Genomic DNA, 14454 nt, shown 5'->3' on the forward strand with positions numbered 1-14454 from the left:
TCGCGTTGGCTACGGGCATGGATCGTGGCACGATGGCGCGGTCACTGACCGAGACTCATCTGATCATGCCCCATACCAAACCCAAGAATTTCTCCCTGATCGCTGCCATCGACCTGGGTTCGAACAGTTTTCACATGGTTGTCGCCAAAGCCGATCAGGGTGAAATCCGTATTCTTGAGCGGCTGGGCGAGAAGGTGCAGCTGGCTGCCGGAATTACCCAGGAGCGCCAGCTCACCGAAGAGTCCATGCAGCGCGGCCTGGACTGCCTCAAGCGCTTTGCCCAATTGATCAACGGTCTGCCGCTGGGCGCTGTACGTATCGTGGGCACCAACGCGCTGCGCGAGGCGCGTAACCGCAATGAGTTCATCCACCGCGCCGAGGCCATTCTGGGCCACGACGTCGAAGTGATCTCGGGCCGTGAAGAGGCGCGCCTGATCTATCTCGGCGTGTCGCACACCCTGGCCGACACGCCCGGCAAGCGCCTGGTGGCCGACATCGGCGGTGGCAGCACCGAATTCATCATCGGCCAGCGCTTCGAGCCTTTGCTGCGCGAAAGCCTGCAGATGGGCTGTGTCAGCTTCACCCAGCGTTATTTCCGCGATGGCAAGATCACCCCTGCGCGTTACGCCCAGGCCTACACGGCCGCGCGTCTGGAATTGATGAGCATCGAGCAGGCCTTGCACCGCCTGAAGTGGGATGAGGCCATCGGTTCGTCCGGTACCATTCGCGCCATTGGCGCAGTGCTCAAGGCCAACGGCCATGGTTCGGGCGAGGTGAATGCCGAAGGCCTGGCGTGGCTCAAGCGCCGGCTGTTCAAGCTGGGCGACATCGAGAAAATCGACTTTGAGGGCATCAAGCCCGATCGTCTGGCTATTTTCCCGGCGGGGCTGGCGATTCTGGAGGCGATTTTCGACGCGCTGGAGCTGCAACGCATGGATCACTGCGAAGGTGCGCTGCGCGAAGGCGTGCTCTACGACCTGCTGGGCCGCCATCACCACGAAGACGTGCGCGAGCGTACGCTCAAGTCGTTGATGGACCGCTACCACGTCGACCTGGGCCAGGCCGAGCGGGTCGAGCGCAAGGCGCTGCATGCGCTGGAGCAAGTGGCCGAGTCGTGGGACCTGCAGGATGAAAACTACGCCGAACTGCTGAGCTGGGCGGCCAAGGTGCATGAAGTGGGCCTCGACATCGCCCACTACCATTACCACAAGCATGGCGCCTACCTGATCGAGCACTCCGACCTGTCGGGCTTCTCACGCGAAGACCAGCAGAAGCTCGCGCTGCTGGTGCGCGGCCATCGCCGTAATATTCCAAAGGACAAGTTCGCCGAATTCGGCGATGAAGGCGTCAAACTGATCCGCCTGTGCGTGCTGCTGCGCTTCGCCATCCTGTTCCACCACATCCGTGGTACCCAGGAAATGCCACAGGTGGTGCTGCGCGCCGATGGTCCGAACCTCGATGCGCAGTTCCCGGAAGGCTGGCTGGAAAACAACCAGCTGACCCAGGCCGACTTCGCGCTGGAAGCGGAGTGGCTGACCCGGGTCGGGATCGTCTTCAGTTCACGCTGATCACCGGGTTGCTCAGGCGCTCCAGCAGGGTCGCCTGGGCACTGCGGGCATTCTGGTTGCCGGTCGGGGTGCTGCGGATATAACGCCCGTCCGGCTGCAACAGCCAGCTATGGGTGTTATCGGACAGATAAAGCTCCAGCTCCTTCTTGACCCGCAACAGCAGCTTCTTGCCCTCTACCGGGAAGCAGGTCTCGACGCGCTTGTCGAGGTTGCGCTCCATCCAGTCGGCACTGGACAGGAACAGCTGCTCGTCGCCGCCATTCAGGAAGTAATAGACCCTTGTGTGCTCCAGGAAGCGGCCGATGATCGAGCGCACCTGAATGTTATGCGACACCCCTGGAATACCTGGGCGCAGGCAGCACATGCCGCGCACCACCAGATCGATCTTCACCCCTGACTGACTGGCCTTGTACAACGCGCGGATGACCTTGGGGTCGGTCAGCGAGTTGAACTTGGCGATGATGTGCGCCGGCTTGCCTTCACTGGCGAACTGCCCTTCGCGGGCAATCATGTCGAGAATGCCCTTCTTCAGGGTAAACGGCGCATGCAGAAGCTTTTTCATGCGCAGCGTCTTGCCCATGCCGATCAGCTGGCTGAACAGTTTGCCGACGTCTTCGCACAGGGCGTCGTCAGCGGTCAGCATGCTGTAGTCGGTGTACAGGCGGGCGTTGCCGGCATGGTAGTTACCGGTGCCCATGTGCGCGTAACGCACGATCTCGCCGGCCTCGCGGCGCAGGATCAGCATCATCTTGGAGTGGGTCTTGAAGCCGACCACGCCATAGATCACCACGGCACCGGCCGCTTGCAGGCGGCTGGCCAGCAGCAGGTTGGACTCTTCGTCGAAGCGTGCCCGCAGCTCGATGACCACGGTGACTTCCTTGCCGTTACGCGCGGCATCCACCAGCGCATCGACGATCTCGGAGTTGGCACCGCTGCGGTACAGGGTCTGGCGCACCGCCAATACATGCGGGTCCTTGGCGGCCTGGCGCATCAGGTCGACCACCGGCGTGAACGACTCGAACGGGTGCAGCAGCAGGATGTCCTGCTTGCGGATCACGCTGAACAGGTTGTCGCTGTTCTGCAGCAGCTTGGGAATCGCCGGCGTGAACGGCGGGTATTGCAGCTCTGGATGGCTGTCAAGGCCGGTGATGCTGAACAGGCGGGTCAGGTTGACCGGGCCGTTGACCCGGTACAGCTCCGACTCGTTGAGGCTGAACTGCTTGAGCAGGTAGTCCGACAGCTGTTTAGGGCAGGTATCGGCCACCTCAAGGCGCACCGCATCGCCGTAACGACGCGAGAACAGCTCGCCGCGCAGGGCGCGGGCCAGGTCTTCCACATCTTCGGAGTCCAGCGCCAGGTCGGCGTTACGGGTCAGGCGGAACTGATAGCAGCCCTTGACCTTCATGCCCTGGAACAGGTCGTCGGCATGCGCGTGGATCATCGACGACAGGAACACGAAGTTATCGCCAGGACCACCGACGTCCTCAGGCACCTTGATGACCCGCGGCAGCAGGCGCGGTGCCGGAATGATCGCCAGGCCCGAGTCGCGACCGAAGGCATCGACGCCTTCGAGTTCGACGATGAAGTTCAGGCTCTTGTTGACCAGCAACGGGAACGGGTGCGTCGGGTCCAGGCCGATCGGGGTGATGATCGGCGCGATTTCGTCGCGGAAGTAACGGCGCACCCAGGTCTTGAGCTTCACCGTCCAGTAGCGACGGCGAATGAAGCGCACCTGATGCTTTTCAAGCTCTGGCAGCAGGATGTCGTTGAGGATCGCGTACTGGTGATCGACCTGGCCGTGGACCTGCTCGCTGATCCGGCTCAGCGCCTGATGCGGCTGCAGGCCGTCGGCGCCGGCCTGTTCACGGGCAAAGTTGATCTGTTTCTTGAGGCCTGCGACGCGGATCTCAAAGAATTCATCGAGGTTGCTGGAAAAGATCAGCAGGAACTTCAGTCGTTCCAGCAACGGGTAAGACTCATCCAGGGCCTGTTCCAGCACGCGGATATTGAACTGCAACTGCGCCAGCTCGCGGTGGATGTAAAGGCTGCTGTCGTCCAGGTTCGGCACGACAATCGGCGGGGCCGCAACGACCGGTGCTTCGGCAGTCGCCGTCTCGACGGCTTCAGCCTCGACAACCGGCGCTTCGGCAGGCGAAGCCGGCTTGGCTTCAGGCTCGACCACGATTGCAGCCTCCTGAACATCCGCTTCTACAGTGGCTTGGGTGAGTCCTTCGGTATTCATGACAGTTCCTGTGAGGAGGCTATTGCCCTTTTAACAATTGAGCGGCACGGACGGCAAAGTAAGTCAGGATGCCGTCGGCACCGGCGCGTTTGAAAGCGGTGAGCGATTCAAGAATCACCCCCTCGCTCAACCAGCCATTCTGGATAGCGGCCATATGCATCGCGTATTCGCCGCTGACCTGATAAACAAAAGTCGGAACCTTGAACTCGTCCTTGACCCGATAAAGGATGTCCAGATAAGGCATGCCCGGCTTGACCATCACCATGTCGGCGCCTTCGGCAAGGTCGGCGGCCACTTCATGCAGCGCTTCATTGCTGTTGGCCGGGTCCATCTGATAGGACGCCTTGTTGGCCTTGCCCAGGTTCAGGGCCGAGCCCACCGCATCGCGGAACGGGCCGTAGTAGGCACTGGCGTATTTGGCCGAGTAGGCCATGATCCTGACATTGACATGTCCGGCCAGTTCCAGCGCTTCACGGATGGCCTGGATGCGGCCGTCCATCATGTCCGACGGGGCCACCACCTGGGCGCCCGCAGCGGCGTGCGACAGGGCCTGCTTGACCAGCGCATCGACGGTGATGTCGTTCTGGACATAGCCTTCTTCGTCGAGGATGCCGTCCTGACCATGGGTGGTGAACGGGTCCAGGGCCACATCAGTGATGACGCCCAGCTCTGGAAACCGGTCACGCAACGCGCGGGTAGCACGCTGGGCGATACCGTCCGGGTTCCAGGCTTCGGCGCCATCCAGGGATTTCTTTTCGACCGGGGTGACCGGAAACAGGGCCAGCGCCGGAATGCCCAGTGCTACCCAGTGCTCGGCTTCCTTGAGCAGCAGGTCGACCGACAGGCGCTCGACGCCCGGCATCGAGGCCACCGACTCACGGCGGTTTTCGCCATCGAGTACGAAGACCGGCAAAATCAGATCGTCGACCGTCAGGACGTTTTCACGCACCAGGCGACGAGAAAAATCGTCGCGACGATTACGACGCAGGCGAGTGAGGGGGAACAGGCGGTTGGCGGGGGTAAAACTCACGGCAAGACTCCTGAGCCCGCATACGCGGGCAAGCGCGACAGTTATAAGCCGCCATTATGACCAATGTGTGACACTTTAAGTGCAAGCTGCGACCCGAGGCCGCAGTAGAGCCTCTGGCGCTGCAAAGGCCAGTGTGCTTGTAACATTCTTTAACGTCGAGACGTGGTTGGGTGCTTTCCAGTTTGCTGCGACCGGGTTAGGCTGCGTGCTCATTTCGCCAGCATCCAGACAATGCTCCAGAATTTTCTCAATGATTACGGCTACCTCGCCCTTTTCATAGGCACCTTTTTTGAAGGCGAAACCATTCTGGTTCTTGCCGGATTTCTGGCGTCACGCAGCTATATGGACCTCAACACGGTGATGATCGTCGCATTTTGCGGCAGTTATGCCGGTGACCAGTTGTGGTACTTCATGGGCCGCAAGCACGGTCGCAAACTGCTCGCGCGCAAACCGCGCTGGCAGGCCATGGGCGACAAGGCCTTGCGTCTGGTGCGCAAGCATCCCGACCTGTGGGTGCTGAGCTTCCGCTTCGTCTATGGCCTGCGCACCGTCATGCCGGTTGCCATCGGCCTGTCCGGCTACCCGCCGGCGCGCTACCTGCTGCTCAACGGCATCGGTGCGGCCGTCTGGGCCATCGCGCTGGCGTCCGCTGCCTATCACTTTGGCGCGGTGATGGAAGGCCTGCTGGGCAATATCAAGAAATACGAGCTGTGGGTGCTTGGGGGCCTGCTGGTGCTGGGCCTGGGTCTGTGGCTGCGCCGGCGTCTCAAGAATGCGCGCATTGCGCGTGAAGAGAAGCTCAAGCCCGTGGTTGTCGAAAGCAGCGAAACGCCGCTGGACCTGACCAAGAAAGCCGACGACTGATACGATCTCTCTCTACCAGGCGCTACCAGCCCCACGATAGAGAGAGTTCGACATGCACAAGAAAGTGGCCGTTATCCTGTCCGGCTGTGGCGTCTATGACGGCGCCGAAATCCATGAAAGCGTCCTCACGCTGCTGCGTTTGAATCAACGCGGCATTGAGGTGCAGTGCTTTGCCCCCGACATCGCGCAACTGCACGTCGTCAACCACCTGACCGGCGAAGCCACCGACGAGTCGCGCAATGTGCTGGTCGAGTCGGCCCGCATCGCGCGTGGCGCCATCAAGAATGTACGTGAAGCTGATGCCGGCGATTTCGATGCAGTGATCGTTCCCGGCGGCTTTGGTGCTGCGAAAAACCTTTCCAGCCTGGCCGTTGAAGGTGCTGCCTGCGAGGTGCAGGCTGATGTGCTGGCGCTGCTCAAGGCCTTTGCCGCTGCCGATAAACCGGTCGGCCTGATCTGCATCACCCCTGCGCTTGCCGCGAAAATCTACGGCCCAGGCATTGTCAGCACCATCGGCAACGACCGGGACACCGCCGCGACCATTACCCAAATGGGCGGCGTACACCAGGACTGCCATGTCGACGAAATCGTTGAAGACACCGCGCACAAACTGGTCAGTACCCCGGCCTATATGCTTGCCCGGAGCATCAGCGAAGCGGCTGCCGGCATCAACAAGCTGGTCGACCGGATCATCGAGCTGACGCACGAGCAGGATCCTGCCTGATTGGTATCAAAAGATTAGAAATGTTTCAAAGCCGACACCGTCGACACCTCAGCAATAACAGCTAAAAGCCCACATAAAGTGTGACGAACCTCTGGGAACGAAGCTAAATATTCATTGTCATCGACGACCCTGCGCTTATAATTCCGCGCCCTCCGCATATAGCGGGATCCAATTTCCCCTGCGGTGGCGTGTAATTTTCAGGCAGCTCGCCCTGCCAGCCATTGGATTGGCATCGCGAGCATCCTTGGCCCCAGCCATCGAATTCAGGGAATGGAACGAACATGTCCTCTCGTGCGTTGACCGCGCTTACGTTGATCGCCGCTGTACAACTGGCCGGCTGCGCCGCCTTTCGCAGCTACGACAATGAGCTCAAGGAAACCAACCAGCAACTGACCGCCGGCAACATTGTCGGCGCTCTGGCCACGCTGGAAAAAAACAACACCAGCGCCGATAAAGACCTGCTCTATTACTTCGAGAAGGGTGAGCTGCTGCGCGCCAGCGGTGATCTGGACGGCAGCCAGACGGCCTGGCGTTCCGCCGACCAGGTTGTCTACAAGTGGGAAGAGTCGGTCAAGTTCGACACCGATAAGTACCTGGCCCAGTTCGGCAGTTTCCTGGTCAACGACAAGGTGCGTCGCTACGAAGGCTACGACTACGAAAAAGTCATGCTGACCACGCAGATGGCCCTGAACCTGCTGGCCCGCAACGATTTCGACGGCGCCCGCACCGAGATCAAGAAGACCCACGAGCGTGAAGCGGTGATCGCCGAGTTGCGTGACAAGGAATACCTCAAGAGCGAACAGGAAGCCGAGAAGCAAGGCGTCAGGACCGAGTTCAAGGACCTGCAGGGTTACCCGGTCGCCTCCCTCAATGCGCCTGAAGTCGTCAGCCTGAAAAACAGCTACCAGAGTGCGTTCAGCCATTACCTGTCCGGTTTCGTTTATGAAGCCCTGGGCGAGAAAGGCCTGGCCGCGCCGGGTTACCGCAAGGCCGTAGAGCTGCGCCCGAACACGCCGCTGCTTGAAGACGCGCTGAAAAAGCTCGATGGCGCCGCCAACAAGTCCGGCGACAGCGAAGTGCTGTTGATCGTGCAAAGCGGCTTTGCCCCGGCCCGTGACTCGGTGCGCATCCCGCTGCCACTGCCGATCAGCGGCAATCTGGTGATCACCCCGCTGTCGTTCCCGACAATCCGTCCGGACACCAGCACCCCGGCTTTCAACCAGGTCAGCCTGGACGGCAAGCCGCTGAACCTGACCCTGCTCAACAGCACCACCGACATGTCGCGCCGCGCCCTGCGTGACGACATGCCCGGCATCATCGTGCGCACCACCGTACGGGCCATCACCCGTGGCGTGGCGCAAAAGCAGCTCAACGACGTCAACCCGCTGGCCGGTCTGGCCGTCGGTATCGCCTCGGCGGTCACCGAAGGCGCCGACACCCGTACCTGGCGCACCCTGCCAGACAGAACCCTGGTCGCGCGGATTCGTCTGCCACAGGGTCAGCATCAGGTGACCCTGCCCAACACCCTGGGCAGCTCGCTGGTGCAGTTCAAGGTCGATCGCGCCTATCAGGTGATTTCCGTGCGCGCCGTGGGCAATCAGGTCTTTGCCGATGGCCAGCTCGCCCAGGTCGTGCCGACCGGCGCCGGGCAAGCCATTGCCACCGCCAAGTAATCATTCAAGGAGCTTCACATGCGTATCAAGATCCTCGGCGCACTGGCCCTGGCCCTGCTCGCCGGCTGTGCCACCCCACCGCCACCGGCGCCAGGCAGCGCCGCCAGCAAGGTCGTGCCGATGGGCGACTTCAAGAACATCGAAGTCGGTGCCATCCGCGTCGCGCGTGAAAACGGCTTTCTGACGGTCAAGGCGCAACTGACCAATACCAGCAGCCGCAACCGCACCTTGTACTACCGCTTTGCCTGGCTGGGCAACGACGGCTTCCCGGTTGCCGACGAAGAAAGCTGGAAACCGCTGAGCCTGTACGGCTCGCAAAGCACCGTGCTGCCGGGCATCGCTCCGGTGCCGCGCGCCACTGACTTCCGTATCGAAGTCAACACGCCTTGATCCGCTTGCCCTTTCGTTCTGTTCAAGATTCTTTTCAAGAGAGACCTGACATGTCGTTCATTCGTATTTGCTCCATCGCCGCCGTTGCTCTGCTGGCCACCGGTTGCGCCAACAACTCCCCGACCCTGGGCAGCAAGAACATCAGCTACGGCGACACCAAGGCCGTCGAGACCGTGACCAACGAGTTCGGCTCCACCGACCTGCAAATGATCGCCGAGAGCATGACCCGCTCGCTGGCCCAGTCCGGCACCCTGCAAGGTCGCCCAGTGGTTCAGGTCTATGACGTGAAGAACAAGACCAGCGAGTACATCGATACCCGCGAAATCACCAACTCGATCAAGACCCAGCTGATGAAAAGCGGCACGGCGCGCTTCTCCAGCGACAACAACCAGATGCAGAGCCAGGTCGACCAGCTCAAGCTGCAAAACCAGAGCGGCCTGTACAAGAACTCCACGGTCGCCAAGACCGGCAACATGATCGCTGCCAAATACCGCCTCGAAGGTTCGATCAGCTCGATCGTCAAGCGCAGCAGCGACTACAAGGACGTCTTCTACAAATTCACCCTGCAACTGATCGACGTCGAAAGCGGTCTGGCCGAGTGGATGGACGAGAAAGAAATCCGCAAAACCACGGAGCGCTAAGCAATGCGTGCATGGATCGCAACCCTCGGCCTGCTGTGCGCCTTCGGCGTACAGGCCGCGCCCAAGGTGGCCGTCACCGACATGGCCTTCCAGGAGCGCGTGGAGCAGTACATCCGCACCGTCTCGGCACGTGCCAACGTCAATGCCCACGCCAATAACTACAGCGCAGGCTACAGCGGCTCGGCCAGCTACGACGAGTACGAGTCGCGCACCAGCTACATCGAGCAGGGCGAGCTGCGCAAGTTCAGCGGCGACATCAAGGGCGAGATTCTCAAGTCCGGCATGTTCCAGCTGGTGCAGGGCACGCCCTACACCGCCGGCGCCAAGGAAGACGTCTACGACGTGATCCGGCGCATCAAGAACGGCAACTTCAAGGGCGCCGACTACGTGCTGTTCGGCACCGTGTCGGATATCGATTTTCGTCAGGACATCAACGAACTGGCCAATACCGATAGCTACTCGGCAGTCCTGGGCATCACCCTGGTGGCCGACTTCAGCCTGATCAACACCCGCACCTTCGAGATCACCTCGGCCTTCACGGCGATGGGCGAAGGCCAGGACACCAAGCTGGTCAACAGCCGCGACATCAAGGTCTCGCTCAACCGCGGCCGTGTGGTGCGTGAAGTGTCCAAGACCATCGGCCTGGACGTAGCCCGGCAGATGCGCGAGCAACTGCGTGGCGAAGTGCAATGGGACGCCCAGCCGGTGCCCCAGAACAACCTGCCACGCGATGAAGCACCGCGCATCCTGCGCTGATTTATCAGGCCGTACCGCGATGCAATGTCGCGAGAAAGGCCGCAGCGCCGACGAACAGGCTGGCAAAAGTGCGATTCAGGCGCTTTTGCTGGCGTGGCGTCTTGAGCAGGCGCAGCACTTTTGAAGCAAGGCCTGTGTAGCCTGCCATCACGATCGAATCCACCACCACCATGGTCACTGCGATGATCACGTACTGAGCCAGCAATGGCGCGCTCGGGTCGATGAACTGCGGCAGGATCGCGAGCATGAACACCATCGCCTTGGGGTTGCTGATGTTCACCAGAAAGCCGCGCAGCACCAGGCTCAGCGGTTTGCCGATCGGGCGGATGGCCGGGTCTTCGCTCATCTCGGTAGGCAGCGCGCGCCATTGCTTGACGCCCAGATAGACCAGGTACGCCACGCCAAACCATTTGATCAGGGTAAAGGCCAGTTCCGAGGCGGCCAGCACCGCGCCAAGGCCGGCGGCGATGATGCCGATCTGCGCGATCAGCGCCAGTTGCAGCCCCAGCGCATTCCAGTAACCACGCCAGAAGCCGTATTGCAGGCCACAGGACATCGAGGCAATCGCGCCTGCGCCCGGAGACAGGCTGATTACCCAGCAGGCGGCAAAGAATGCCAGCCATGTTTCAAACGCCATCGCACACCTCACATTGTTTCAGATCGCCATTACGGTAATCGCGATCTGCACATGTGACCAGATGTTTATCGCGGGCTGGCCGGGCGCGGTAAATCCACCTGGGGAAAGCGTTCCTGCTGCCGGGTTTCAATCACATCGGCGGTGTCCAGCAACCAGCGCAGGATGCGCGCGGTCAGTTGCTGCTCCAGTGCGGCATGCTCGGCGCGCCCGGCCAGATTGTGCTGCTCGTGCGGGTCGCTGGCGCGGTGATACAGCTCGCTGGGCTCGTACAGACGCCAGACATAAGTCCACTCGCGATTGCGCAGCGCGACCACCTTGCCGACCAGTTCGGGCCGGTCGTGTTGCAGCTGGCTCTTGATGTCGTACGGAAACGGCCCGCGCTCCAGCAGATCGGCCTCTTCAATGCGAAACCCGCCTTCGCTGAACGCCTCATCGCGATGAAGGGCCGCCGGGTCAAACAGGCACGCGGCAAAGCTGCGGCCGAACTGCGCATGCGTCACCGGCACATCCGCCAGCGCCAACAGGGTCGGGAATACGTCGATCAGTTCCACCAGCGCTTCGCTGCGCCCGCCGGCGGCCAGTCCGGGGCCGGCGACGATCAGTGGCGTGCGCACCAGGCATTCATCGACGCCTGCCGGCCACTTTTCCACCAGGCCGAAATCACCAAGGTATTCGCCATGGTCGGCGAAGAAGGTCACGAAGGTGTTGTCGGCTTCGCCAAGGCCATCGAGCAAACGCCCGACCTGGCTGTCGAGACGCGAAATCATGCCGTAATACACCGCGCGGATCTCGCGCCACTGCGCCTCATCAAGACGATCCCAGCCATGCCGCCACGCCAGTTCGCCATAGAAGCCGGCCCGCGGCCCGCTGGCACTGCGCGGCGGCTCGACGCTGTCACGCGGGTACAGCGAGAACCACGGCTGCTCGACGGCAAACGGTGGGTGCGGAAAAATCAGCGGGATATACAGCACCCAGGGTTTTTCCGGCGGCGTCTTCAGCCATTGCTCGGCGGTGCGCACCGTGGCTTCGTCGAAGTCGACTGTGCCTTCGGGCCGCTCGCCCCGGTAATGCGCACGCGCCATGGCTTCATCGGGCTGGCCATGGTTGCGGCCCATGAAATCGGCAAAGGTGTTCAGCGCCGGGTCGGCAAAACCGTGCTCGTCCAGCGCCAGCTCGGCGGCCCCGACGGCGAACGTATCGCCCCGCGCGCCTGCGTGTACCACGTGGTAGCCCGCCTCCTTGAAGCTGCGCAGAAAGTTGGGCTCCTGCGGGTCGAGCAGGTATTGCAACGAGCGATGGCCATTCACATGCGGGTAGCGCCCCGAAAGAAACGACACCCGCGACGGCGAACAGACGCTGTGCTGGGTAAATGCCTCGCCGAAGCGTACGCCGCGTGCCGCCAGGCGCTCCAGGTGCGGGGTGCGCACCGGGCTGTGCGGGTTGAAGCCGGGCAGGCAGTCGACGCGCAACTGATCGGCGACGATCACCACGAAATTCGGCCGGCGCATCAGAAGTCCTTGCGCACTTGCACGCCGAAGTAGCGCTGGTCATCGCGCGGCACCATGCGGTTGATACCGTTGGTGCTCGACATCAACAGCGGTGCGTAAGAGCGGTCGGCAAGGTTGCGCGCCAGCAATGCCACGCGCCAGCCTTCGCTGTAATCGGCCAGGGCCACGCTGGCGTTCCAGATGCCGTAGGCGCCCTGTTTGGTGTCGATGTTCTGGTCGAGGCTGTACTGCACTTCGCTTTGCCAGCTGTAATCGGTGCTCAGCTCGACATCCAGGCCGTTTTCCAGCGGGATGCTGTAGTCGGCGCGCGCATAGCTTTTCCAGTCCGGCGAGAACGGCAGCGGCTTGCCATTGATGTTGCAACTGGCCGCCGCACCGGACGGGCACTGGAAGTCGTCGATGCGGGCACGGGTGTAAGCCAGCGCACCGCTGAGCTTGAGCTGGCGGGTAACCTGGTACGCCAGGTCCAGCTCGGCACCTTCGCTGCGCACCGAGCCTGCGTTGATCAGCCGGGTCACCGGCGAGCCGCCGACCTGGTCGAAGAAGTTGGCCTGATAGTTATCGTAATCGGTGCGGAACAACGCCAGGTTGGCGGTCAGGCGACGGTCCAGCGCGGTGCTTTTCAGGCCGATTTCCCAACTGTTGGAGGTTTCCGGGTCCAGTGCCTCGGTGTCCGGGGCGTACATCTGGAAGTACACGTTATAGGCCGGTCCCTTGTAGCCGCGCGAATACGTGACGTAGCCGGTCAGGTCATCGGTGAAGTCATGCTGCAAGCCCAGGCGGCCGGAGACGCCGGTGTCGCTGTGCGAGCCGCTGGAGGCGAACGAGGGGCGCATGGCGCGCAGGGTCAGCGGCGAGGTCGAGACGCGCTGGTGGTCGTATTCCACGTCATCGCGGGTGAAGCGCAGGCCGACAATGCCGCGCCAGTCATCGGTGAAATTCAGGGTGCTTTCGCCGAACAGCGCATAACTGTCGTTGGTGGCGCTGAATTTGCCACGCGCCGACTGGGCATCGCCGAGGGTCACCAGCTGGCGCAAATAGTTTTCTTTCGATTCGCCGTGATACAGGTAGACGCCCGCCACGTATTCAACGAACTGGCCGGTGGGTGAGGCCAGCCGCACTTCCTGGCTGAACTGGTCGTAGTCGACGGTGCCACGGTCGTGCAAGGCATCGACCGGCAAGCCGGCCAGGCGATCCTGATCCTGGTTGAGCAGGTTATCCCAGCCACGCCACGCGGTGATCGAGGTCAGGGTGTGCGAGCCCAGCGTCCAGTCGATCTGCGCCGACAGGCCTTTATGCGTGTCCTCGGCATAGGTGCGGTAATCGTTTTCGACATCGCGGTTAGTGCTATTGGCCCGGTTTGGCGCAAAGGCGGCCGAAAAGCTGCTGTTGGTGTTGTAAGGCACGCCGTTGGGGTTGGTGCTGCGCGCCTCGCTGTAGTCGCCGATCAAGGTGATGCGCAGGTCGTCATTGGGGTCGAACTGCAACTTGCCGCGCAGCCCTTTGCTGTCGTAACCGTTGACCTTGTCGCCGGTGTAGGTGTTGCGCACGTTGCCGTCGTAATCGCCCCACAAGGTACTCAGCGACGCCTTGACGTTATCGGTCAACGCCCCGCCGATGCCAAAGCGCAGACGCTGTTCGTTGCCCTTGCCGAAAAACGAGTAGTCGGCATAGCCACGGGTTTTCTCGGGAATATCGCGGCTGACCACGTTCACCACGCCGGCCGAAGCGTTGCGGCCAAACAGCGTGCCTTGCGGGCCGCGCAGCACTTCGACCCGCTCCACTTCCATCAGGTCCAGCGTGGCCTGGCCCGGGCGACCATAGACCACGCCGTCGATCACCGTCGACACACTGGGCTCGACGCCCGGCGAGGTGGAAATGGTGCCCACGCCGCGCACGAACAGCGAGGTGTCCTTGCTCGATGAGGCGGTACGAAAGTTCAGGGTCGGCACGCGCTGGGCAATACCCGCCACACCGTTGCGGTTTTCACGCTCCAGTTGCTCACCGTCGACCACCGAAACCGCCACCGGCACTTTCTGCAGGGTCGATTCGCGGCGGGTGGCGGTCACGGTGACCGCCTTGAGTGCGGTGTCGGTCTGCTGGGCCTCGGTCTGGTTGGCGGTCTGGCTTGAGGCCACGACCTCGGCCTGGCACAACAGCGGCATCAGAGTCAGTGCGGCAAGGGGAATCAGGGACTGCTTCATGGTCAAGGCTCGTGCGGGTGCGGCGGCCGAACCTCCTGGGTGGTGGTCACGGAGCGTGTTGCGCGGACGCGGCTAAGGTTATTCGTTTTTGGTCTTTGGGCCCCGGGCAGCGGCCGCCGGATAATGCGGCCGCTCGCTGTCCATCAGGGACGGGGCGCTTGTTGTAGCAAGCCGTCCAGGCAGCTGGAAATTCATTAATCGCATCGCAGGCATGACT

At 61.9% G+C, this 14454-nt stretch carries 12 protein-coding genes; 7 read left to right on the forward strand and 5 right to left on the reverse strand.

Annotation, left to right across the window (positions count from 1 at the left end; genetic code table 11):
* Window positions 1-65 precede the first annotated feature (65 nt).
* Window positions 66-1568 (forward strand): exopolyphosphatase, encoded by a 1503-nt coding sequence (gene ppx / locus ACYAS9_RS14935; RefSeq protein ID WP_463569145.1) that lies wholly within the window; start codon window positions 66-68, stop codon window positions 1566-1568.
* On the opposite strand, the gene ppk1 is transcribed toward ppx, so the two are convergent.
* Together ppk1 and hemB are read right to left on the reverse strand one after the other, a co-directional pair.
* Window positions 1555-3810: a polyphosphate kinase 1 gene (gene ppk1, locus ACYAS9_RS14940; RefSeq protein WP_463569081.1), complete on the reverse strand. Its 2256-nt coding sequence runs from the start codon at window positions 3808-3810 to the stop codon at window positions 1555-1557. The two genes, ppx and ppk1, sit on opposite strands and share 14 nt — an antisense overlap.
* A 19-nt stretch (window positions 3811-3829) precedes the next feature.
* The gene (hemB, locus tag ACYAS9_RS14945; RefSeq protein WP_463569082.1) at window positions 3830-4840 is read right to left on the reverse strand and encodes a porphobilinogen synthase; all 1011 of its coding nucleotides are present in this window, start codon (window positions 4838-4840) and stop codon (window positions 3830-3832) included.
* 231 nt (window positions 4841-5071) lie between these two features.
* On the opposite strand from hemB, the gene ACYAS9_RS14950 reads away from it, so the two are divergent.
* From ACYAS9_RS14950 to ACYAS9_RS14975, 6 genes are all read left to right on the forward strand, one after another.
* Window positions 5072-5704 carry a DedA family protein gene (locus ACYAS9_RS14950; protein ID WP_463569083.1) on the forward strand — a complete coding sequence of 211 codons (633 nt, stop codon included), beginning with the start codon at window positions 5072-5074 and terminating at the stop codon, window positions 5702-5704.
* Window positions 5705-5756: 52 nt separating this feature from the next.
* The gene (gene elbB, locus ACYAS9_RS14955; protein WP_463569085.1) at window positions 5757-6428 is read left to right on the forward strand and encodes an isoprenoid biosynthesis glyoxalase ElbB; all 672 of its coding nucleotides are present in this window, start codon (window positions 5757-5759) and stop codon (window positions 6426-6428) included.
* Window positions 6429-6709: 281 nt separating this feature from the next.
* Window positions 6710-8101, forward strand: coding sequence for a COG3014 family protein (locus ACYAS9_RS14960; RefSeq protein WP_463569086.1), 1392 nt, complete (start codon window positions 6710-6712; stop codon window positions 8099-8101).
* An 18-nt stretch (window positions 8102-8119) separates the two neighbouring features.
* Window positions 8120-8491 (forward strand): YcfL family putative periplasmic lipoprotein, encoded by a 372-nt coding sequence (locus ACYAS9_RS14965; RefSeq protein ID WP_463569087.1) that lies wholly within the window; start codon window positions 8120-8122, stop codon window positions 8489-8491.
* A 50-nt stretch (window positions 8492-8541) separates the two neighbouring features.
* Window positions 8542-9132, forward strand: a complete 591-nt coding sequence (gene lpoB, locus ACYAS9_RS14970; protein ID WP_463569088.1) for a penicillin-binding protein activator LpoB — start codon at window positions 8542-8544, stop codon at window positions 9130-9132.
* Window positions 9133-9135: 3 nt separating this feature from the next.
* Complete coding sequence (locus tag ACYAS9_RS14975) at window positions 9136-9888, forward strand: penicillin-binding protein activator LpoB (protein WP_463569089.1); 753 nt, start codon at window positions 9136-9138, stop codon at window positions 9886-9888.
* 4 nt (window positions 9889-9892) lie between these two features.
* On the opposite strand, the gene ACYAS9_RS14980 is transcribed toward ACYAS9_RS14975, so the two are convergent.
* The 3 genes from ACYAS9_RS14980 to ACYAS9_RS14990 form a co-directional block, all read right to left on the reverse strand.
* Window positions 9893-10525, reverse strand: a complete 633-nt coding sequence (locus ACYAS9_RS14980) for a LysE family transporter (protein WP_463569090.1) — start codon at window positions 10523-10525, stop codon at window positions 9893-9895.
* Window positions 10526-10590: 65 nt separating this feature from the next.
* A complete protein-coding gene (locus tag ACYAS9_RS14985) occupies window positions 10591-12033 on the reverse strand; it encodes a sulfatase-like hydrolase/transferase (protein WP_463569091.1) in 1443 nt (480 codons plus the stop codon).
* On the reverse strand, window positions 12033-14198 hold the full coding sequence (locus tag ACYAS9_RS14990) for a TonB-dependent receptor (RefSeq protein WP_463569146.1): 2166 nt from the start codon (window positions 14196-14198) through the stop codon (window positions 12033-12035). The genes ACYAS9_RS14985 and ACYAS9_RS14990 overlap by 1 nt, the downstream gene beginning before the upstream one ends.
* Window positions 14199-14454 lie beyond the last annotated feature (256 nt).

It is taken from the genome of Pseudomonas sp. HP_08 (assembly GCF_055284095.1).